Source organism: Pseudomonas sp. Au-Pse12, from assembly GCF_021341665.1.
Lineage (GTDB): Bacteria > Pseudomonadota > Gammaproteobacteria > Pseudomonadales > Pseudomonadaceae > Aquipseudomonas.
The window spans coordinates 177,600-197,251 of the sequence record NZ_JAJTTH010000005.1; the positions used below are offsets into that span (position 1 = coordinate 177,600).

The 19,652-nt window shown below is 62.5% G+C and carries 19 protein-coding genes; 11 read left to right on the forward strand and 8 right to left on the reverse strand.

Going from position 1 to position 19,652, the window contains the following annotated elements; all coding sequences use genetic code 11:
• The first annotated feature begins 46 nt into the window (after positions 1-46).
• Complete coding sequence (locus tag LXM55_RS15735) at positions 47-520, forward strand: hypothetical protein (RefSeq protein WP_233321231.1); 474 nt, start codon at positions 47-49, stop codon at positions 518-520.
• 114 nt (positions 521-634) lie between these two features.
• Here the strand turns inward: LXM55_RS15735 and LXM55_RS15740 are convergent, their stop codons facing one another.
• Positions 635-886, reverse strand: coding sequence for a hypothetical protein (locus tag LXM55_RS15740; protein WP_185700662.1), 252 nt, complete (start codon positions 884-886; stop codon positions 635-637).
• A 158-nt stretch (positions 887-1,044) separates the two neighbouring features.
• On the opposite strand from LXM55_RS15740, the gene LXM55_RS15745 reads away from it, so the two are divergent.
• The 4 genes from LXM55_RS15745 (at position 1,045) to LXM55_RS15760 (ending at position 4,765) form a co-directional block, all read left to right on the forward strand.
• A complete protein-coding gene (locus tag LXM55_RS15745; protein WP_233321232.1) occupies positions 1,045-1,521 on the forward strand; it encodes a PaaI family thioesterase in 477 nt (158 codons plus the stop codon).
• The gene (locus tag LXM55_RS15750) at positions 1,518-1,970 is read left to right on the forward strand and encodes a PaaI family thioesterase (RefSeq protein WP_233321233.1); all 453 of its coding nucleotides are present in this window, start codon (positions 1,518-1,520) and stop codon (positions 1,968-1,970) included. The genes LXM55_RS15745 and LXM55_RS15750 overlap by 4 nt, the downstream gene beginning before the upstream one ends.
• Before the next feature lie 90 nt (positions 1,971-2,060).
• Entirely contained in the window at positions 2,061-3,965 is a 1,905-nt protein-coding gene (gene htpG / locus LXM55_RS15755) for a molecular chaperone HtpG (RefSeq protein ID WP_233321234.1), read from the forward strand.
• A gap of 71 nt (positions 3,966-4,036) precedes the next feature.
• A complete protein-coding gene (locus tag LXM55_RS15760) occupies positions 4,037-4,765 on the forward strand; it encodes a dienelactone hydrolase family protein (RefSeq protein ID WP_233321235.1) in 729 nt (242 codons plus the stop codon).
• Positions 4,766-4,860: 95 nt separating this feature from the next.
• Here the strand turns inward: LXM55_RS15760 and LXM55_RS15765 are convergent, their stop codons facing one another.
• Positions 4,861-5,733, reverse strand: a complete 873-nt coding sequence (locus tag LXM55_RS15765; RefSeq protein ID WP_233321236.1) for a pirin family protein — start codon at positions 5,731-5,733, stop codon at positions 4,861-4,863.
• Positions 5,734-5,796: 63 nt separating this feature from the next.
• Complete coding sequence (locus LXM55_RS15770) at positions 5,797-6,213, reverse strand: OsmC family protein (RefSeq protein WP_233321237.1); 417 nt, start codon at positions 6,211-6,213, stop codon at positions 5,797-5,799.
• 364 nt (positions 6,214-6,577) lie between these two features.
• Here LXM55_RS15770 and LXM55_RS15775 point away from each other — a divergent pair, with 364 nt between their 5' ends.
• A complete protein-coding gene (locus tag LXM55_RS15775) occupies positions 6,578-8,203 on the forward strand; it encodes a methyl-accepting chemotaxis protein (protein ID WP_233321238.1) in 1,626 nt (541 codons plus the stop codon).
• 120 nt (positions 8,204-8,323) lie between these two features.
• Here the strand turns inward: LXM55_RS15775 and fabB are convergent, their stop codons facing one another.
• The 5 genes from fabB to LXM55_RS15800 form a co-directional block, all read right to left on the reverse strand.
• Positions 8,324-9,544: a beta-ketoacyl-ACP synthase I gene (gene fabB / locus LXM55_RS15780; protein ID WP_233321239.1), complete on the reverse strand. Its 1,221-nt coding sequence runs from the start codon at positions 9,542-9,544 to the stop codon at positions 8,324-8,326.
• A gap of 11 nt (positions 9,545-9,555) precedes the next feature.
• On the reverse strand, positions 9,556-10,071 hold the full coding sequence (gene fabA / locus LXM55_RS15785) for a 3-hydroxyacyl-[acyl-carrier-protein] dehydratase FabA (RefSeq protein WP_011060067.1): 516 nt from the start codon (positions 10,069-10,071) through the stop codon (positions 9,556-9,558).
• Positions 10,072-10,319: 248 nt separating this feature from the next.
• Complete coding sequence (locus tag LXM55_RS15790; protein ID WP_233321240.1) at positions 10,320-12,221, reverse strand: ATP-binding protein; 1,902 nt, start codon at positions 12,219-12,221, stop codon at positions 10,320-10,322.
• A complete protein-coding gene (locus LXM55_RS15795; RefSeq protein WP_233321241.1) occupies positions 12,218-13,144 on the reverse strand; it encodes an ABC transporter substrate-binding protein in 927 nt (308 codons plus the stop codon). The genes LXM55_RS15790 and LXM55_RS15795 overlap by 4 nt, the downstream gene beginning before the upstream one ends.
• A gap of 1 nt (position 13,145) precedes the next feature.
• Positions 13,146-15,266 (reverse strand): TonB-dependent receptor plug domain-containing protein, encoded by a 2,121-nt coding sequence (locus LXM55_RS15800; protein ID WP_233321242.1) that lies wholly within the window; start codon positions 15,264-15,266, stop codon positions 13,146-13,148.
• Positions 15,267-15,461: 195 nt separating this feature from the next.
• Between LXM55_RS15800 and LXM55_RS15805 the strand changes: the two genes are divergently transcribed.
• From LXM55_RS15805 to LXM55_RS15825, 5 genes are all read left to right on the forward strand, one after another.
• On the forward strand, positions 15,462-16,487 hold the full coding sequence (locus tag LXM55_RS15805; protein WP_233321243.1) for an NAD(P)H-dependent glycerol-3-phosphate dehydrogenase: 1,026 nt from the start codon (positions 15,462-15,464) through the stop codon (positions 16,485-16,487).
• An 18-nt stretch (positions 16,488-16,505) separates the two neighbouring features.
• On the forward strand, positions 16,506-16,853 hold the full coding sequence (locus tag LXM55_RS15810; RefSeq protein WP_233321244.1) for a DUF4389 domain-containing protein: 348 nt from the start codon (positions 16,506-16,508) through the stop codon (positions 16,851-16,853).
• On the forward strand, positions 16,850-17,299 hold the full coding sequence (gene sixA, locus LXM55_RS15815) for a phosphohistidine phosphatase SixA (RefSeq protein WP_233321245.1): 450 nt from the start codon (positions 16,850-16,852) through the stop codon (positions 17,297-17,299). Before LXM55_RS15810 ends, sixA begins: the two co-directional genes overlap by 4 nt.
• 171 nt (positions 17,300-17,470) lie before the next feature.
• Positions 17,471-19,138, forward strand: coding sequence for an AMP-binding protein (locus tag LXM55_RS15820; protein ID WP_233321246.1), 1,668 nt, complete (start codon positions 17,471-17,473; stop codon positions 19,136-19,138).
• A gap of 31 nt (positions 19,139-19,169) precedes the next feature.
• On the forward strand, positions 19,170-19,613 hold the full coding sequence (locus LXM55_RS15825) for a hotdog fold thioesterase (protein WP_233321247.1): 444 nt from the start codon (positions 19,170-19,172) through the stop codon (positions 19,611-19,613).
• Positions 19,614-19,652: the final 39 nt, after the last annotated feature.

Consider the following 19,652-nt stretch of genomic DNA (forward strand, 5'->3'; position numbering starts at 1 on the left):
CGGCGAGGGCTGAGTGACCTGTTGCCCGGTTAAAAGGAAGTGGCCAATGAACCGTTCACGTGTACTGAAGTATTTGTGCTTGTCGTTCTTGCTGTTGTCGGGCTGCCGGATGCAAACCCTGTATTTGAATGGTGAAGCGCGGGGCCGGGTGGTGGATGCATTGAGTGGCCTGCCGATCGCCGGCGCCAGGGGCACGTTGTGTGGCGGGGAGTTCCTGACCGCTGAGGACGGCAGTTTCAAGCTTGATCCGGCAACGGATTGGGAGTGGGTGATGCTACTGGCCGGTCGCTCGCCACGGGACACCCCGCACCCTTGCGCCATGAGTATTGCCGCGGCGGATTACCAGACTCGCCAGTGGGTGGCGCCCTTTACCGCCAACTACGACTTCCCCATCAGGTTGTTGCCTGCCTCCAGTGCCTTGCGCTATGCGCCGCAGGCGGCGCAGAACCCTTCCATGGCGGCCAGTGTGCTGCAAGCCGAACCGCGCCCGGATGAAGTGTTCCTGAGCCCAGGCTCCTGAACCTCGATGCTTAGTTGCTTAACCGGCAACTAAGCAGCGTTGTATAGGTGCTGTTTGCGCACAGAACAAAGCCCGCACTTGGCGGGCTTTGTTCTGTATTGCGCTAAGACAGACTTAGTTGGTCTTAGGGGCTGCTTCCTTGGCGCTTTCTTCAACAGCGGCCTTGTTGGATTCAGCCTGATCTTTGGCTGCTTCGGCGTTTTCTTTCGCCGCTTCGTTCACTTTATCCTGAGCTTCGTTCATTTTCTGTTGAGCTTGCTCAGCGTGTTGATTGGCATCTTGAGCTTTGTCCTCGGATTTTTTGTCGCAGGCAGCCAGACCGAGGGAAGCGGTCAGCATCAGGGCAATAGCTAAAGTCTTACGCATGGGGTGTTTCTCCTGAGTGAAGATATCTACTGGCCTTTCGATCATGGCCTTGTGATTTAAGTTCCTTGAGGCTCACAGATATATTAAGTGTTTGTTTCACGGAACTTTTTCCAGCTTGATTAAATGCTCATTCCTGACAATAAAAAGAGATAAGTCTTATGGTGCAAAACCTTGTTTTCGAGCGTGCGACGCGCTTTCTTTCAGCCTTGCGCCACTGTCAGGTGCTGAACATCAGGGTGCACAGCGCTTGCGAAGAAGGCCTGACCCTGACCTTGCCCTATAGCCCGCAGATCGTCGGTGACCCGCAAAGCGGGATCATTCATGGCGGTGCCCTGACCACGCTGATGGACAGTGCCTGTGGCATGGCCACGCTCTGTGTGCTGCCGGAGTTCGAGGTGTGTCCGACCCTGGACCTGCGCATAGACTATATGCACCCGGCGGTGCCTCATCACGATGTGCATGGTTTTGCCCAGTGTTACCGGGTCACCACCGATGTGATCTTCACCCGCGGCTTTGCCTACCAGGACGATCCAGAGCGACCGGTGGCCCACGTCGTCGGCACCTTCATGCGCATGGGCAAGGGGCTCAAGGGGAGTCGCGGCTTCGCCAGCGCCCTCAAGGGAGAGCAGGCATGAGCGTGGACCTTCGAGCGCTACTGGATCAGGCTCGCCAGCAGGGCGATTTCAAGGCATTGCTGGAGCAGATTCCCTACGCCAACTTGATCGGTATCGAATGCACCCGCCTGGGGGATGACTTGCTGTTTCGCCTGCCAGCCAACAAGGACAACATCGGCAATCCCTTGCTGCCGGCCCTGCACGGCGGGGTGATCGCCGGCTTCATGGAGCTGGCGGCGGCCCTGCACCTGCTGATTCTCACGGGCTCGCCCGGGGTTCCGAAGATCATCGACTTTTCCCTCGACTACCTGCGCGCCGGGCAATTTCGCGACACCTTCGCCCGTTGCCAGGTGTGTCGTCAGGGGAGGAGGGTGGCCAACGTTGCCATCACCGCCTGGCAGAGCACCGCCGACGAGCCAATTGCTACCGCCAGGGCACATTTCAAGATTGAAGAGAGCCTCGCCCCTTGAAATCCAGCGAGCGACCCCCACTTTCATGTCATCCCGCCGCCCTCCGCTCCCGGAACGCGGCCACAGCCATCTGATTGGAGTTTGATGACCATGAGTGTGGAAACTCAAAAGGAAACCCTGGGCTTCCAGACCGAGGTGAAGCAGCTGCTGCACCTCATGATCCATTCGCTGTATTCCAACAAGGAAATCTTCCTTCGCGAATTGATCTCGAACGCCTCTGACGCCGTCGACAAATTGCGTTTCGAAGCCCTGTCCAAGCCCGAGTTGCTGGAAGGTGGCGCCGAACTGAAAATCCGTGTGAGCTTCGACAAGGACGCCAAGACCGTCACCCTCGAAGACAACGGTATCGGCATGAACCGCGAAGATGTGATCACCCACCTGGGGACCATCGCCAAGTCCGGCACCGCCGACTTCATGAAGAACCTCACCGGCGACCAGAAGAAGGACTCGCACCTGATCGGTCAGTTCGGCGTGGGTTTCTACTCCGCGTTCATCGTTGCCGACCAGGTTGAAGTGTTCAGCCGTCGTGCCGGCCTGCCGGCCAGCGAAGGCGTGCACTGGTCGTCCAAGGGCGAAGGCGAGTTCGAGGTTGCGACCATCGACAAGGCCGAACGCGGTACCCGCATCGTCCTGCACCTGAAGTCCGGTGAAGACGAATTCGCCGATGGCTGGCGCCTGCGCAACATCATCAAGAAGTATTCCGACCACATCGCCTTGCCGATCGAGCTGCCGAAAGAGGCCGCTGCTGCTGAAGGCGAAGAGAAACCGGCGTTGGAGTGGGAAACCGTCAACCGCGCCAGTGCCCTGTGGACCCGTCCGCGTACCGAGATCAAGGACGAGGAATATCAGGAGTTCTACAAGCACATCGCTCACGATTTCGAGAACCCACTGAGCTGGAGCCACAACAAGGTCGAAGGCAAGCTGGAATACAGCTCGCTGCTCTACGTACCGGCTCGTGCACCGTTCGACCTGTACCAGCGTGAAGCGCCGAAGGGCCTCAAGCTCTACGTCCAGCGCGTGTTCGTCATGGACCAGGCCGAGTCGTTCCTGCCGCTGTACCTGCGCTTCATCAAGGGCGTGGTGGATTCCAACGACCTGTCGCTGAACGTCTCGCGGGAAATCCTGCAGAAAGACCCGATCATCGATTCGATGAAGTCGGCGCTGACCAAGCGCGTGCTGGACATGCTGGAAAAACTGGCGAAGAACGAGCCTGAGCAATACAAGGGCTTCTGGAAGAACTTTGGTCAGGTGATGAAGGAAGGCCCGGCCGAAGACTTCGCCAACAAGGAGAAGATTGCCGGCCTGCTGCGCTTCGCTTCCACCCAGGGTGATGACGGCGAGCAGAACGTTTCCCTGGCCGACTACCTGGCCCGCGCCAAGGAAGGTCAGGACAAGATCTACTTCCTCACCGGCGAATCCTACGCGCAGGTGAAGAACAGCCCGCACCTGGAAGTCTTCCGCAAGAAAGGCATCGAAGTGCTGCTGCTCACCGACCGTATCGACGAGTGGCTGATGAGCTACCTCAACGAATTCGACGGCAAGAGCTTTGTCGACGTGGCGCGTGGCGACCTGGACCTGGGCAACCTGGACTCGGAAGAGGACAAGAAGGCTGCCGAGGAAGTCGCCAAGACCAAGGAAGGCCTGGTTGAGCGGATCAAGACCGCCCTGGGCGAGAGCGTCAGCGAAGTGCGGGTTTCCCACCGCTTGACCGACTCGCCGGCGATCCTGGCCATCGGCGAGCAGGACCTGGGGCTGCAAATGCGTCAGATCCTTGAAGCCAGCGGGCAGAAGGTTCCGGATTCCAAGCCGATCTTCGAGTTCAACCCGACCCACCCGCTGATCGAGAAACTCGACGGCGAGCAGAGCGAAGAGCGCTTTGGCGACCTATCGCACATCCTCTTCGATCAAGCGGCCCTGGCGGCCGGTGACAGCTTGAAAGACCCGGCGGCCTATGTGCGCCGACTGAACAAGCTGCTGGTTGAACTGTCGGTTTAACCAGGTTGCAGGAAAAACCCGCTTCGGCGGGTTTTTTCATTCTGGTGTCCCCCTACTGGAGAAGATAAGTCATGAGTCAAATCACCGTGCGTTCCGTGGTCTATCAGATCGATGGCCAGCCCTATGAAGGCCGACTGGCCTTCGATGCAACCCATAAAGATGCGCGCCCGGGGCTGCTGATGGCGCCGAACTGGATGGGTGTCAGCGCCGGCGCGGAGAAGCTCGCCGAGTCGGTGGCGGCCAAGGGGTATGTCGTGCTGATCGCCGACCTGTATGGCCAGTCGTTGCGCCCCGGCGATGCCAGCCAGGCCGGGGCCGCGATGATGCCGCTCAAGGAGGATCGGGCGCTGTTGCGCAAGCGCATGCAGGCGGCCTTCAGCGCCCTGCAGAGCCAGGCCGAGGCCGCGGTGGACACTTCGAAGCTGGCGACCTTCGGCTTCTGCTTTGGCGGCTGCTGCGCGCTGGAGCTGGCCCGCAGCGGGGCGCCGGTGAAGGCCGCGGTATCGTTCCACGGCACCTTGGATACGCCCACCCCGGCTGACGCGCAGAACATCAAGGGTTCGGTCCTGGTGTTGCACGGCGCGGCCGATCCGTTCGTGGCCAGGGAGCAACTGCCGGCCTTCGAAGCGGAAATGGATGCGGCGGGGGTGGACTGGCAGCTGGTCAGCTACGGCGGCGCGGTGCATTCCTTCACCGATACCCACGCCAACCTGCCGGGCAAGATGATGTACGACGCCAAGACTTCCGCTCGGGCCTTCGCCACCATGCACTACCTGCTGGACGAAGTGTTCCAGGGCTGACCCGCTGATCCCGTAGGCGCTGGCGTGCCAGCAAAGGCGCCAGTGAGCAACGCAAAGCTCACGGGCCTGTTCGCCGGCAGGCCGGCTCCTGCGGGTCAGTGGCGGGAGGAGGGCAGTTCGATGCGCTCGCTTTCTCCCGGCACTTGCGGCCAGTCCCCGGCCGCCCAGCGTCTGCGTGCTTCATCGATCAGCAGTGGGTCGCTGGCGACAAAGTTCCAGTTGATCCGTCGCGGCCCGTCCAGAGGCGCACCGCCGAGCAGTACCGCATGGCAGTCGCTCTCGGCGAACAGCGTGGCGTTTTCTCCCTCCGGCAACACCACCAGCGAGTGCTGGGGCACTGGCTCGCCGTCCAGCTGTGCCTCACCGTCCAACACATACAGCGCGCGCTGCTGATGCTCGGTGGGAATCAACAGGCTGGTGGCGGTCCGCAGGTGCAGCTCGGCATACAGGGTCGGGGAGAGCACCGGCACTGGCGATTCCAGGCAGAAGCCGCTGCCGGCGATCATGCGGATCGTGACCCCGAGGTTGTCACTCACCGGCAGCGTGACGGCGGGGTGATGGCTGTAGTGCCCGGGCCCCTGTTCATGTTCCTTGGGCGAGGCCAGCCAGACCTGCAAGCCATGCATCGCGAAATCCTCGCCCAGCAAGGCCGCAGGCGTGCGCTCGACGTGAGCGATGGCACTGCCGGCGGTCATCCAGCTGACGTCCCCGGCGTCGACGATCTGGTCCGAGCCGAGGCTGTCCTTGTGCTGGATCTGCCCGCTGAACAGGTAGGTCAGGGTGGACAGGCCGATATGCGGGTGTTGGCGGATATTCATGCCTTTGCCCGCTGGGTAGCGGGTTTGCAGCATGTGGTCGAAGAACACGAAAGGCCCAACGCTGCGGCACTGTGCCGAAGGCAGGGGGCGGAGGATAGGCTGGCCTTCGACGTCCTCGACGCGGGGACGGATCACTAGGGGCGAGTTCATGGCGGATTCCAGGCTGGTCGGGGTTATGCCCGTCAGCATAACCCCCAGCTGTCCGCCTTGCCGCTACTGGCTGAAGGCGCCTTCGGAGAGGTGGGTCTCGATGCTGACTTCGCTGCTGGTCATCAGCTTGTGGATCGGGCAACGGTCGGCCACCCGGTGCAGCTCTTCGCGCTGGGCATCGGTGAGCACGCCCTTGAGGGTCAGCTTGACGTGCAGGCCGTATTTGCCTTTCTGCTCTTCGCTGTTGTCGTGCTTGATCTCCACCGTGACCCCGGTCAGCGGGATGTTCTTCTTCTGCGCATAGAGCTTGAGGGTCAGGGCCTTGCAGGCGCCCAGGGCTGCGTCGAAGTAGTCGTGGGGCTCGGGGGCGGTGCCCTCGCCTCCGGCGGACGTGGGCAGGTCGGTGAACAATTGATGGTCGTCGACCTGGATGCTGTGGCGGAAACTTTCGCTGGACTCGGTGTTGACGGTGATGGTCATGGCAAACCTCAGGCAGTGATGAATAAGGATCAGGCTGTGAAGGTGCTGGAGTTATAGAGCATATCGAGGCGCCGGCGTTCCCCTTTTTCTGCGCCTGCGCCTGCGACTCGGCGCCGCGGTCGATGCGGCTCCGCGCCAAGCGCCGATCGATAACCTTGCGCTGGCGGCTTGATGACCTTCCAGGGCGACCGTTTGTTGGCATAACCGCGATTTTCGAGGTGCTGAATCGCTTCATTTCTAGGTATCGGAGTGCTAGGGCGTTTTGATATCACGTTTTTGTCTTACGCAATTTTCCAGAGGCCCGATACCGTCTAAGAGCACCCTGCTGCAAGTTTTTGCAGCGCTCTAGGAAGGAGCCAGAGGAATGAGCCTTAGAAGTCTCAACATTGCGCTACGCGCGAGCCTGGGTTTTGGCTTGCTGGCGCTGATGGTGTTTGCTCTCGGGGCATTCGCCTTGATGCAGATGGGCAACATGCGCCAGCAGTCCGATGAAGTCGAAAGCAATTGGCTGCCCAGCGTGATGTCCGTTGGTGAAATGAGCCAGGACCTGCTGCGCATTCGCGCCCTGACCCTGCGGTTGCTGATCAATCGCGACCCGCAGGCGATCGTCCAGAACGAAAACAAGATCAACGAGATCAAGAGTGCCCTCGGGGTTGCCCAGGGGCGCTACGAATCCCTGATCCTGCTGCCCCAGGAGCGGGTTCTGTTCGATCGTTTCAAAACCACCGAAAAGCAGTACCTGCAGCGGCAGGAGCGGGTCATGCAGCTCTCCGGCGCGAATCAGCTGGAAGAAGCGGTCAAGGTGGTCAACGGTGAAATGAACCAGTTGGCCGACGAAATGGCAGCGACCCTGCACGACCTGATCGAGTTGAACAAGCAGAGCGCCACTCATGCCACCGATCTGGCTCAGGCGGTGTTCAGCAAGTCCCGAGTATGGGTGATCGGCATGATTGCCCTGGCGGCGCTGGTGACTATCGGCCTGGCGCTGTTGCTGACCCGGAGTATCGTCCTGCCGTTGGCGCAGTCGCTGAATGTCGCTGAGGTGGTGGCTGGTGGCGATCTGACCGGCGATATCACCGTGACTGGCAGGGACGAGCCGGCGCGCCTGCTGCAGGCACTCAAGGCCATGCAGCACAGCCTGCGGGAAACCATCCGGCGCATCTCCGATTCATCCAGCCAGTTGGCTTCGGCCTCCGAAGAACTCAGCTGTGTCACTGAGGATGCGACCCGGGGGTTGCATCAACAGAGCCTGGAAATCGATCAGGCGGCCACGGCGGTGAACCAGATGACCGCGGCGGTGGAGGAGGTGGCCAGCAATGCCGTGGCCACGTCCGAGGCCTCGCGGGAGTCTGATCGCATCGCCCAGCATGGGCGCGAGCAGGTGCAGCAGACGGTGCTGTCGATTGAGTCGCTGGCGCAGGACGTGACGGCCAATGCCAGCCAGGTGGAAGAGCTGGCGCAGAAGGTCTACGGCATCAGCCGGGTGCTGGAGGTGATCCGTTCGATTGCCGAGCAGACCAACCTGCTGGCCTTGAACGCGGCCATCGAGGCGGCGCGCGCTGGCGATGCCGGGCGCGGCTTTGCGGTGGTGGCCGATGAAGTGCGGGCCCTGGCCCACAGGACTCAGCAGTCGACCCAGGAGATCGAACAGATGATCGGCGGTATCCAGCAGGGCACCGACCAGGCCGTCAGTTCCATGCAGCAGAGCAATAGCCGCGCTCATTCGACCCTGGAGGTCGCCAAGGCGGCGGGGCAGGCGCTGGAGGAAATCGCTTCGGCGTTCACCCAGATCAATGAGCGCAACATCGTCATTGCCAGCGCCTCCGAGCAGCAGGCGGCGGTGGCGCGCGAAGTGGATCGCAACCTGATGAACATCCGCAATCTGGCCTTGCAGACTTCAGCCGGAGCCAATCAGACCAGTGCTGCCAGCCAGGAGTTGTCGCGGCTGGCGGTGGACCTGAACACCATGGTGGCGCGTTTTTCGGTGTGAGCTTCTCGCGCCGGCCACGCGGCTCTTGCGGGTTTCCTCGGGCCTGGCTGGCGGGGGAATTTCAGGCGAAAAAAAGCCCCGAACCAGTCGGGGCTTTTTCATCCGCAGCAGCGGCGGGGCTTACTTGCCCTGCCAGCGCTTCAGCACCAGGGTGGCGTTGGTGCCACCGAAGCCGAAGCTGTTGCTCATCACGGTGTTGATGGTGGCGTCTTCGCGAGTCTTGGTCAGGATCGGCATGTCGGCCACTTCCGGATCCAGCTCGTCGATGTTGGCCGAACCGGCCATGAAGTTGCCTTCCATCATCAGCATGCAGTAGATCGCTTCGTGAACGCCGGCGGCGCCCAGGGAGTGACCCGACAGGCTCTTGGTGGAGCTGATGGCTGGAGCCTTGTCGCCGAACACTTCACGCACGCCCTTCATTTCCGCAACGTCGCCGACCGGGGTCGAGGTGCCGTGGGTATTCAGGTAGTCGATCGGGGTGTCGACGGTGGACATGGCCATCTGCATGCAGCGGATCGCGCCTTCACCGCTTGGGGCCACCATGTCGTAGCCGTCGGAAGTGGCGCCGTAGCCGACGATTTCCGCGTAGATCTTGGCACCACGGGCCAGAGCGTGTTCCAGCTCCTCGACGACCACCATGCCGCCACCGCCGGCGATGACGAAACCGTCACGCTTGGCGTCGTAGGCGCGGGAGGCCTTTTCCGGGGTGTCGTTGTACTGGCTGGACAGGGCGCCCATGGCGTCGAACAGGAACGACTGGCTCCAATGCTCTTCTTCACCGCCGCCGGCGAAGACGATGTCCTGCTTGCCCATCTGGATCTGTTCCATGGCGGTACCGATGCAGTGAGCACTGGTGGCGCAGGCAGAGGCGATGGAGTAGTTCAGGCCCTTGATCTTGAACGGCGTGGCCAGGCAGGCGGAAACGGTGCTGCTCATGGTCCGCGTGACGCGGTATGGGCCAACGCGCTTGACGCCTTTCTCGCGCAGGATGTCCAGCGCTTCCATCTGGTTCAGGGTCGAAGCACCGCCGGAGCCGGCGATCAGGCCGGTACGCGGGTTGGACACTTGTTCTTCGCTCAGGCCGGAGTCGGCGATGGCGTCTTTCATGGCCAGGTAGGCGTAAGCCGCCGCGTGGCCGACGAAGCGATAGATCTTGCGATCGATCAGTTCTTCGAGGGGCAGGTCAATGGAGCCGGAAACCTGGCTACGCAGACCCATTTCGGCATATTCCGGGTTGAAGCGGATGCCAGGGCGACTTGCACGCAGGTTAGCGGAGACGGTCTCTTTGTCATTGCCCAGGCACGAAACAATGCCCAGACCAGTGATAACGACGCGGCGCATGCGGATAACCCTTAGAAGTTGTCAGTTGAGGTAAACACGCCGACCCGGAGGCCTTCGGCGGTATAGATTTCGCGGCCGTCAACGCTGACCGAGCCATCGGCGATGGCCATGTTCAGCTTGCCCTTGAGCACGCGCTTGATATGAATGTTGTAGGTCACCTTTTTCGCGGTCGGCAGGACTTGACCGAAGAATTTTACCTCTCCCGAGCCCAGGGCACGACCGCGGCCCGGCAGGCCTTGCCAGCCGAGGAAGAAACCGACCAGTTGCCACATGGCATCCAGGCCCAGGCAGCCTGGCATCACCGGGTCGCCTTCGAAGTGGCAAGCGAAGAACCACAGGTCTGGAGTGATATCCAGCTCAGCGACCAATTCACCTTTACCGTACTTGCCACCCTCTTCGCTGATATGGGTGATGCGATCCACCATCAGCATGTTGGGGGCGGGCAGTTGCGCGTTACCTGGGCCGAACAGCTCACCGCGACTGCAGCGCAGCAGGTCTTCCCGAGTAAAGGCGTTTTGTTTGGTCATGCGAGCTCCTCAATAGTCCCGTGCGGCAGGGTTGGGCAAATCTTCCCGGCCGATCGAAGCGTTCATGCCTCGAGCCGGCAGCCTACTCATAGACTATTGCGTTGTAGTGAAAGTCACAGCGCAAAGGGCATGAATGTACACTTGTGCACTGAAATTTTTTTTGAGGGCCTTTTCAGGGCCCCGTCGGGTGCCTAAGACTGCCGCACTTTCGCCCATGACGCCAGTCGCAGATGCTCGAAAATAGCCTGTTACTGCACCCAACGTTGGAGAATTTGCTGCAGATCCGCGCGCTTGAAAGGCTTCGCCAGGTAGTCGTTCATACCCGCGGCCAGGCAGGCTTCGCGGTCGCCCTGCAAGGCGTTGGCGGTCAGGGCGATGATGGGTAAATCGGCACAACCGGGCAGTTGGCGAATCTGCCGGGTGGCTTCATAGCCGTCGACCAGCGGCAGCCGGCAATCCATCAGAATCGCCTCGAAGATCAGGCTTTCGGCGCTGCGAACCGCCTGGGCACCGTCGGTGACGATGCTCACGGTGAACCCCAGGCTGCGCAGCATGGCCTGGATCACGGTCTGGTTCACCGGGTTGTCTTCCACCAGCAGCACGTTGCGCCCCTCTCCGGAGCTCTGATGGCTGTTCACCCGTGGCGCCAGTACCGGCAGGCTTTGCTGGAACAGCGCCAGGGGGATTTCCAGGGTGAACACCGAGCCGCGGCCTTCCTCGCTCTGCGCCCGCAGGGTGCCGCCCATGCGCTCGGCCAGGGTGCGGGCGATGGGCAGGCCCAGGCCCGTGCCACCGTAGCGTCGGGAAATCGAGCTGTCGGCCTGCTGGAAGGCGTCGAACATCAGTTCCAGGCTGGCCGGGCTGATGCCGATCCCGCTGTCGCGTACCGCGCAGGTGAACCACAGCAGCTCGTGGTCCAGGGCCTGCCACTGCGGCTCGATGGTGATGCTGCCTTGTTCGGTGAATTTCAGGGCGTTGCCGATCAGGTTGACCAGGATCTGCCGGATTCGCGTCGGGTCGCCCTTGACCTGCAGCGACTCCATGCCGGGTGGCAGCCGCAGTTGCAGGTCCAGGCCGCGTTGCAGGGCGCTGTGCTGGAAGGCCTGGGCCGAGCTGCTGATCAGCTCGGCGAGGTTGAACGGGATGTGTTCCAGCTCCAGGGCCGAGCGTTCGATACGCGAGAAATCGAGGATGTCGTTGATCACCTTCAGCAGGTGTTCGGTGGATTCCGAAGCCAGGGCGGCGTATTCGCTCTGCTCCTGAGTCATCTCGGTGGTTTCCAGCAACTGCAGCATGCCCAGCACGCCGTTCATCGGAGTGCGCAGCTCATGGCTCATCATCGCCAGGAAATCCGATTTGGCCTTGTTCGCCCGTTCCGCCTCTTCCCGGGTCTGGATCAACTGGGACATGGCCTGATGCTGCTCGCGGCTGGCCAGTTCCAGGCCGGCGGCGAGGTTGTTGATGTGACGGGCCAGGTTGCCCAGTTCACCGTCGTCGACGACCGGTAGCGGGGTCTTGAAGTCGCCTTCCTGGATCGCCTTGACCGCATCGCCCATGGCGCGGATGGGCTGTGCCAGGCCGGTCGCCAGGCGTCGGGCCAGGAGGAAGGTGAACAGCAGGGCGAACAGCGCGAGAATCGCGGCCTTGAGGAGGATTTCCTGCTGGCGCTGGCTGAAGGCGTCGTTGGACATGCCGACGATCACGCGGCCCAGGTAGCCGTCGCCCTGGGTTGCCAGGCTGGCCGGGTCGTTCTGCAGGAAGTCGTTGTGTACCTGAATGCGCTGCAGGCGCACCGGGGCCTGGAAGACCTTGATCTGCTGCGCGTGGTTATGGCTGGCCGAGGGTTGCTCGACATACACCAGGATGTTGTTGGCGCTGTCCTGGACTTCCAGGAAGTGCACATGGGGCGTGGCCAGGGTGGCCTGCAGCAGGCTTTCCAGGCCTTCGTTATTGCCGGAAATCACCCCGTACTCGGTGGCCGGTGCCAGCTGGTTGGCGATCAATTGCCCGGTGTGGTTGAGCTCCTGGCGCAGATCCTGGATGCGCACGAAGGTAAAGAAACTGATCAACAGCAGGGTCAGGAGCAGCGCGGGGCCCAGGCTGATGAGCTGAGTGCGGGTCTGGATATCCCATCGGCGACGCAATGTCATGGGTGTTTCTCTCCTTCACTCAACTGGCGGGCTACCGCTTGCGGGTCGATTTCCTCGAGACCCAGGGAGCGTGCCACCTGTGGGTTGCTCAGTACCTTGAAGGCCGCCGGGTACAGCGTACGGGGCCAGCGAGCCGGCGGTTGGTCGAGCAGGTTGTCCAGGGTCTGCAACCAGTCCTGCTGGTCGCTGTACGTGCTGGCCAGGCTGCCGGCGCGAACGAAGCCGGCGTTGGGGCCGATCAGCGCCTGTTGCCGGGCATAGGTGCTGAGCAGTAGGTTCTTCACGGTTTTCGGGTTGTACAGCCGCGGGTCATCCAGGCCCAGCAGGACCTCGCTGTTGCGCAGCAGGTTTTGCAATGGGCGGCTGTCGCTGGTGCTGTCCCAGGGCTCGGCGATGATTTCCATGTCCAGGGCTTGCGCCATCTGGCGCAGTTCCTTGAGCAGGAACTGGCTGTCGGCGCTGTACAGCACTCCCACCCGGCGTACCTGGGGCAGGACGTTGCGGATCAACCGCAATTGGCGGTCCAGGGGCGGGTCGCTCCAGAGCAGGCTCAGCCGCGGGTGAGGGCTGCCCTGCAGACGCTGTTCGGCCTGCAGGCGGCTGATGCGCAGGACCAGGGTCGGCGGGCCTTGCGGGTCCTGCAGGCGCCAGTCGAGGCTTTGCGGGTCCAGCAGGATCAAGCGCGTGCTGCTGGGTAACTGGCCCGGTGGTGGCAGTTGGCTCAGGGGCACGAAGCGTACCTGGTCCTGGGGGCGCTGAGTGGCCAGTTCCTGGGTGAAGGTGTGCACGCTGCCGTTATCCTCGCTGGCGGTCAGCAGCACATCGGCGGCCCACGACGGGCTGCCCAGCAGCATGCCCAGTGCCAGGCACAGGCTGAGGTTTCGGTACGCGCGCAGGGCCTTCCAGGGCCGGCAGTGGCCCATGTCAGAACTCCAGCTCGGCGCTGAAATAGACCACATGGCGTGAGTCGTAGAGGTTGTCGGCGTAGGTCGTGGGCTGGTGGTCGAGACGCTGTTGCAGGGTGCCGGCCAGTTCCAGGCTGGCATTGCCCAGGGCCAGGCGCTTGGCGAGGCGGGTGTCGATGCGTTCGAAGCGGTAGCCGTTGAGGGCGCTGTCGCCATAGTAGAAGAGTGCGCTGGACCAGCCCTGGCCCCAATTGCGCAGCCAGCCGGCGGAGCCGCTGTTGCTGGCGGTCAGGCGCTGGTCCAGGCGGTTGCTGGCTTGTGCGTGGACGTAGGCGTAGGTCAGCCGCAGGCGGTCGGCGCGGCTCAGTTGCCAGTCCAGCTGACTCTCGGTGCCGGAAAAGCGTGAGGTGTTGCTGTTGCTGGCGATGTACTGGTTGTTGCGCAGCGGTTCGCTGATCATTCCGCTGATTTCGTCGTAGAACAGCTTGATGTCGAGGTTCAGCGCCTGATCGACGAAATAGCCGTTGTAGCCCAGTTCGCGCGAGCGCATGCGTTCCTGGTCGAGGTTGCCGGGGCCGCGAGTCTTGACGAAGTACTGGGCACTGGTCTGGCCGTAGACCGGGGCGCTCAGGCCGGTGACCCGGTAGCTCCAGTTGACGTTGTTCTCGAACATGTCCGGGGAACGGATGGCTTCCGAATACACCGCCCGCAAGCCGTGGCGCGGGTTGATCAGGTAGTTGACCGCAATCCTTGGGGTCAGGGAGTTGCCGGTCAGCTGGGTGTCTTCGTACATAGCCCCGCCCTGGATCAGCCAATGCTCGCTGGCCCGCCATTCCAGCTGGCCGAACAGGCGCCAGGTGGTGTCGTCGAGGGTGCCGTTGAAGTAGGTTTCGGAGTCGGCCCGGTCGTAACGATAGTTCATGCCGCTGACCAGCCGCAGGTTATCGCTGAGGCTCAGGGTGTCCTGCAGTTCAAGGTCGTAGCGGGTTTCACGAGAGCTCTGGTCGATGTTGCCGCAGACGGTTTTGTTACCGCCTCCGTTATTCCATTGTTGGAGGACCTGGCTGGCGAGAGCTTCCTCTGCGGCTGTTCCTGATGGGGCCGTCGGATAGCGGTTTATGCCCCGCGCCAACCGCTCGGCGTAATTCGGATTGAGTTGCCACAGGCGTGTCAGCTCGGGGCTGAAGGAAATCGCCGCGTCACAGGCGCGCCAGGTCTGCTGGCGGTCCCAGTGCTGGGCCGAGCCCTGGACATACAGACTGTGCTGCGGATTGAGCTCGAGGTTCCAGCGCAGTGACCCGGCGTAGTCCTTGGCCACCACATCGGAGTTGTTGCCTTGCTGGGTTACCCCATGGAACACCGGCAGATAGGTATAAGGCCGCTGGTTGGTGCCTTCCTTGGCATTCAACTGCCAGTCGATGCTCTGCTGTTCGTTGAGCATCTGGCTTACCGACAGGCTGAAGCGGTTCAAGCGCTTGCTGTCACGGTAGTCGGCACCCAGGCGATTCTTGTCGAAACCATCATCCTCCTGCCCCGACAGCGACAGGCGCAGGTCGCCGGTTTCCCAGCCGCTGCCCTGGCTGGCGTACCAGTCGCTGATGCCGCGCTGGCCGCGGGTCACCTTGACCCGCGTGCCGTGGCTGTTGGCCGGGGCGCGGGTGATGATGTTGACCACCGCCATCAGCGCATTGGCGCCGTAGCTGACGGTATTGGGCCCGCGGAACACCTCGATGCGCTCGATGTCTTCCATGGCCACCGGAATATCGCTCCAGTCCACGGTCGCCAGGCCCGCGCGATACACCGAGCGCCCGTCGATCAGCACCTGCATGCGCCGGGCTTCGCTGGCGTTGGTGCCGTGGTAGTTGACCGTGGCCTGGTTGCCGCTGATGGCGCCGACCATCATCCCAGGCACCAGGCGCAGCAGCTCGCTGATGTCCCGGGCACCGCTGGCCTTGATCAGCTCATTGTCGAGCACCGTCATGCTGCCGGGGACCGCGGCGGGGGACTGTTTCAGGCGCGTGGCGGTCAACACCTCGGGCAGGGCATTGCCGTCCAGGAACAGATCGTCGGCCAGCACCGGGTGGCCGAACAGCATGCCCAGCAGCAGTGACAGACGAAGAGGTGAGGGGCCAGCAGACACGACACAGCCTTGAATCTAGATGAATGGCGCGCATGTTAACCGAGATAGTCGAGTTTTCCAGTCGATAAGCCCGACATTCCCCGAATGACTCCACGTGTTCCCGACAGGTTGCCTGAATGGTCCCTGGGGCTGGTGGTGAGAAAACCGCCCCGTATAATGCCGCCATCGCCACTGCTATGGATAAACGGATTGCATATGACACAACAGCGCCCTATTGCGGTCCTGGGAGGCGGAAGTTTTGGTACCGCCGTGGCCAATCTGCTGGCCGAGAACGGCCACTCGGTGCGGCAGTGGATGCGCGACCCCGAGCAGGCCGAGGCCATTCGGGTCAATCGCGAGAATCCGCGTTATCTCAAGGGCATCAAGATTCATCCGGCGGTGGAGCCGGTCACCGACCTGCTGGCCACCCTCAATGGCAGTGACCTGTGCTTTGTCGCCTTGCCTTCCAGCGCCCTGCGCTCGGTGCTGGCGCCCCACGCCGATCTGCTCAGTGGCAAGTTCCTGGTCAGCCTGACCAAGGGTATCGAAGCCCAGACCTTCAAGCTGATGAGCGAGATCCTCGAGGATATAGCCCCGCAAGCGCGGATCGGCGTACTTTCTGGCCCCAACCTGGCCCGGGAAGTGGCCGAGCACGCCCTGACCGCTACCGTGGTCGCCAGCGAAGACGAAGAGCTCTGCCAGCGGGTCCAGGCTGCGCTGCATGGCCGCACCTTCCGCGTCTATGCCAGTGCCGACCGCTTTGGCGTGGAACTGGGCGGCGCCTTGAAGAACGTCTACGCGATCATCGCCGGCATGGCGGTGGCCCTGGGCATGGGCGAAAACACCAAGAGCATGCTGATCACCCGCGCGCTGGCGGAAATGACCCGCTTTGCCGTGAGCCAGGGGGCCAACCCCATGACGTTCCTCGGCCTGGCCGGGGTTGGTGACCTGATCGTCACCTGCTCCTCGCCCAAGAGCCGCAACTACCAGGTGGGCTTCGCCCTCGGCCAGGGCCTTAGCCTGGAAGAGGCGGTGACCCGCCTGGGCGAAGTGGCGGAGGGCGTCAACACCCTCAAGGTACTCAAGGCCAAGGCCCAGGAGCTGGGGGTCTATATGCCGCTGGTAGCGGGGCTGCATGCGATCCTGTTCGAAGGGCGTACGCTGAATCAGGTGATCGAGCTGCTGATGCGCGGCGAGCCGAAAACCGACGTCGACTTTATCTCCACCAGCGGATTCAACTGAGCAGCACAGGAGCCAGACATGAACGATATGAAATCCGAAGCCAAATACGAGTCCATCCTCCTGCGCGTGCTGTGGATGCTGGTGTTCGTGCTGGTGTGGCAGGTGGCACAGTTTCTTCTGGGCGCTTTGGTCCTGGTGCAACTGATCTATCGCCTGATCTACGGCGCACCGAATGCCGGGCTGATGAACTTTGGCGACAGCCTTAGCCAGTTCCTGGCGCAGATCGGCCGTTTCGGCAGCTTCCACACCGAACAGAAACCCTGGCCGTTCGCCGATTGGCCGACGCCTCGGGCGCCTGAAGGCGAAGCGCCCCATAGTGTTGCGCCGGCACCGCATCCAGTGCGTGACGAGGAGCCCAAGCTGTGAAGCTGTGGGTACTGCGTCATGGCCAGGCCGAGGCCCATGCCGCTACCGACGCTGAGCGCAACCTCACCGTCCATGGCCGCGAGGAAGTGCTGGGCAGCGCTGCGCAACTGATCGGCAAACCCATCGACGCGATCATTGCCAGCCCTTATGTGCGTGCCCAGCAGACCGCGCACCTGGTGCGCGAGGCCCTGGGTTTCGCAGGGGAGATCCGCACCGTGCCCTGGCTCACGCCCGAGGCCAATCCACTGCAGGTGCTGGAGCGACTGGAAAGTGCCGACAACCTGCTGCTGGTCAGCCATCAGCCTCTGGTCGGCAACCTGATCGGCTTGCTGCAGCACGGCCACCTGCGTGATCCCCAGCCCATGAATACCGCCAGCCTGGCGGAGCTGGAAGGCGATTGGCCACTGGCGGGGCTGATGACCTTGAATGCTGTGACCCACCCTTGATGGGCCCGGCGGCCGGGCCTGTCCCGGTCGCCGTTGTCGCGTCGCCCCCACCGATACCTGGTTGCGATCCGCTACATTTCTTCGCTTGCAGCGCTCCTTTGTGCGTGGAATAGTCGACCGAGCAAGTGCTTGGTTGGTCTCACGAACAGAATAAAAACAAAGGAGCGAGTCATGTCTGCTGCTTTTCGTTTGCCCCTGCAAGTGTTCTACGAGCGCGAGGCTCGTCATCCCCAGCAACGTTTTCTGGTTCAGCCCAGTGCCGGCGGGCAGGTGCAGGAACTGAGCTGGCTTGAGGTCGGCCAGCAGGCCCGGCGTGCGGCACAGTGGTTGCGCGAGCGCCAGCTGCCAGCCGGTAGCCACATTGCAATCATCGGCAAGAACTCCGCGCACTGGATCATTGCCGATCTGGCAATCTGGATTGCCGGGCATGTCTCGGTGCCGCTGTATCCCAATCTCACCGCCGATTCGGTGGCCCAGGTACTGGAGCATTCCGAGTCGGCCCTGGTGTTCATCGGCAAGCTCGACGACTGGCCGGCAATGGCGCCTGGCATCAAGCCCGGGCTGCCGACCATTCGCTTGCCTCTGGCTCCTGCAGGGCATTTCGATTTCAGCTGGGACGACCTGCAAGGTTGCACGGCGGTCGAGGACAACCCGAGCCCGCCGGCAGATCAGCTGGCGACCATCATCTATACCTCCGGCACCACCGGCCTGCCCAAGGGGGTGATGCACAGCTTCGGCAACCTGGGTTTTGCCGCCAGCCATGGGACCCGGCTTTTCGGCCTCGGCCCGCAGGACCGGCTGTTGTCCTATCTGCCCCTGTGTCACGTGGCCGAGCGCATGTTCGTCGAAATGGCGGCGATCTATACCGGACAGACGGTGTTCTTCGCCGAGAGCCTGGATACCTTTCTCGCCGACCTGCAGCGGGCCCGGCCGACTGCGCTGTTTGGCGTGCCGAGGATCTGGACCAAGTTCCAGATGGGGGTCTACAGCAAAGTGCCGGCCAAGCGCCTGGATTTCCTCCTGGGCCTGCCTTTCATCGGCAAGCGTGTCGGCCACAAGGTGCTGGCCGGGCTGGGGCTGGACGCGCTGCGGGTTGCGCTGTCGGGCGCGGCACCGGTGCCCCAGACCCTGTTGCACTGGTATCGGCGCCTGGGCCTGGACGTGCTGGAGGTGTATGGCATGACCGAGAGCTGCGGCTATTCCCACATCGGTCGTTCCGGGGAGCATGTGCCCGGCTGGATTGGCCGCCCCTGCCCGGAGGTCGAAGTGCGTATCGATGAGGCGGGGGAGGTTCAGGTACGCAGCGGGGCCACCATGCAGGGCTATTTCAAGGACCCGCAGAAGACCGCCGAGACCCTCACCGAGGACGGTTTCCTGCGCACCGGCGACAAGGGCGAGCAGGATGCCGCCGGCAACCTGCGCCTGACCGGCCGGCTCAAGGAAATCTTCAAGACCAGCAAGGGCAAGTACGTGGCCCCGGCGCCCATCGAGAACCGCCTGGCGGTGCATGCGCACATCGAGCAGGTGTGCGTGGTGGGTGACGGGCTGACGGCGCCCCTGGGCCTGTGCGTGCTGTCGGCGGCGGGCTGGCAGGCCGCGGCAGGCAGCGCCCGGGAAGGTTTGCACCATAGCCTGGAAAGCCTGCTGGCCCAGGTCAATGGAGACCTGGACAAGCATGAGCGGCTGCATCGGCTGGTGGTGGTCAAGGACAGTTGGGCCGTGGAGAACGGCTTTCTGACGCCGACCCTGAAGATCAAGCGCAATGTGATCGAGTCCACCTATGGCGGCAGTTTTCAACGCTGGAGCGAGCGCGGCGAAGCAGTGCTGTGGCAGGATTGATCGACAATAACCACCCAGAAGGGAAGCAGCGATGAGCCTATGGCGTACCACTCCAAACATCGAGCAACTGAACGCGGCACAGAAGAACACCATCGGCGAAGTGCTGGATATTCGCTTCGAGTCGTTTGATGAGGAATCGCTGAGCGCAAGCATGGTCATCGACCATCGCACCCACCAGCCCTACGGGTTGCTGCATGGCGGGGCTTCGGTGGTGCTGGCGGAAACCGTCGGCTCCATGGCCAGCTACCTGTGTATCGATGCCAGCCAGTTCTATTGCGTGGGGCTGGAGATCAACGCCAATCACCTGCGCGGCTTGCGCAGTGGCCGGGTCACGGCGGTGGCCAGGGCCATTCATATTGGGCGCACCACCCATGTCTGGGATATCCGCCTGAGCAGCGATGAAGGCAAGGCCAGTTGTATTTCGCGCCTGACCATGGCCGTGGTGCCTCTGGGGCAAACGCCGCCGGCGCAATGAGTGAGCGCGCCATAGGCTGAGCCTGGGTGTCAGTATTCC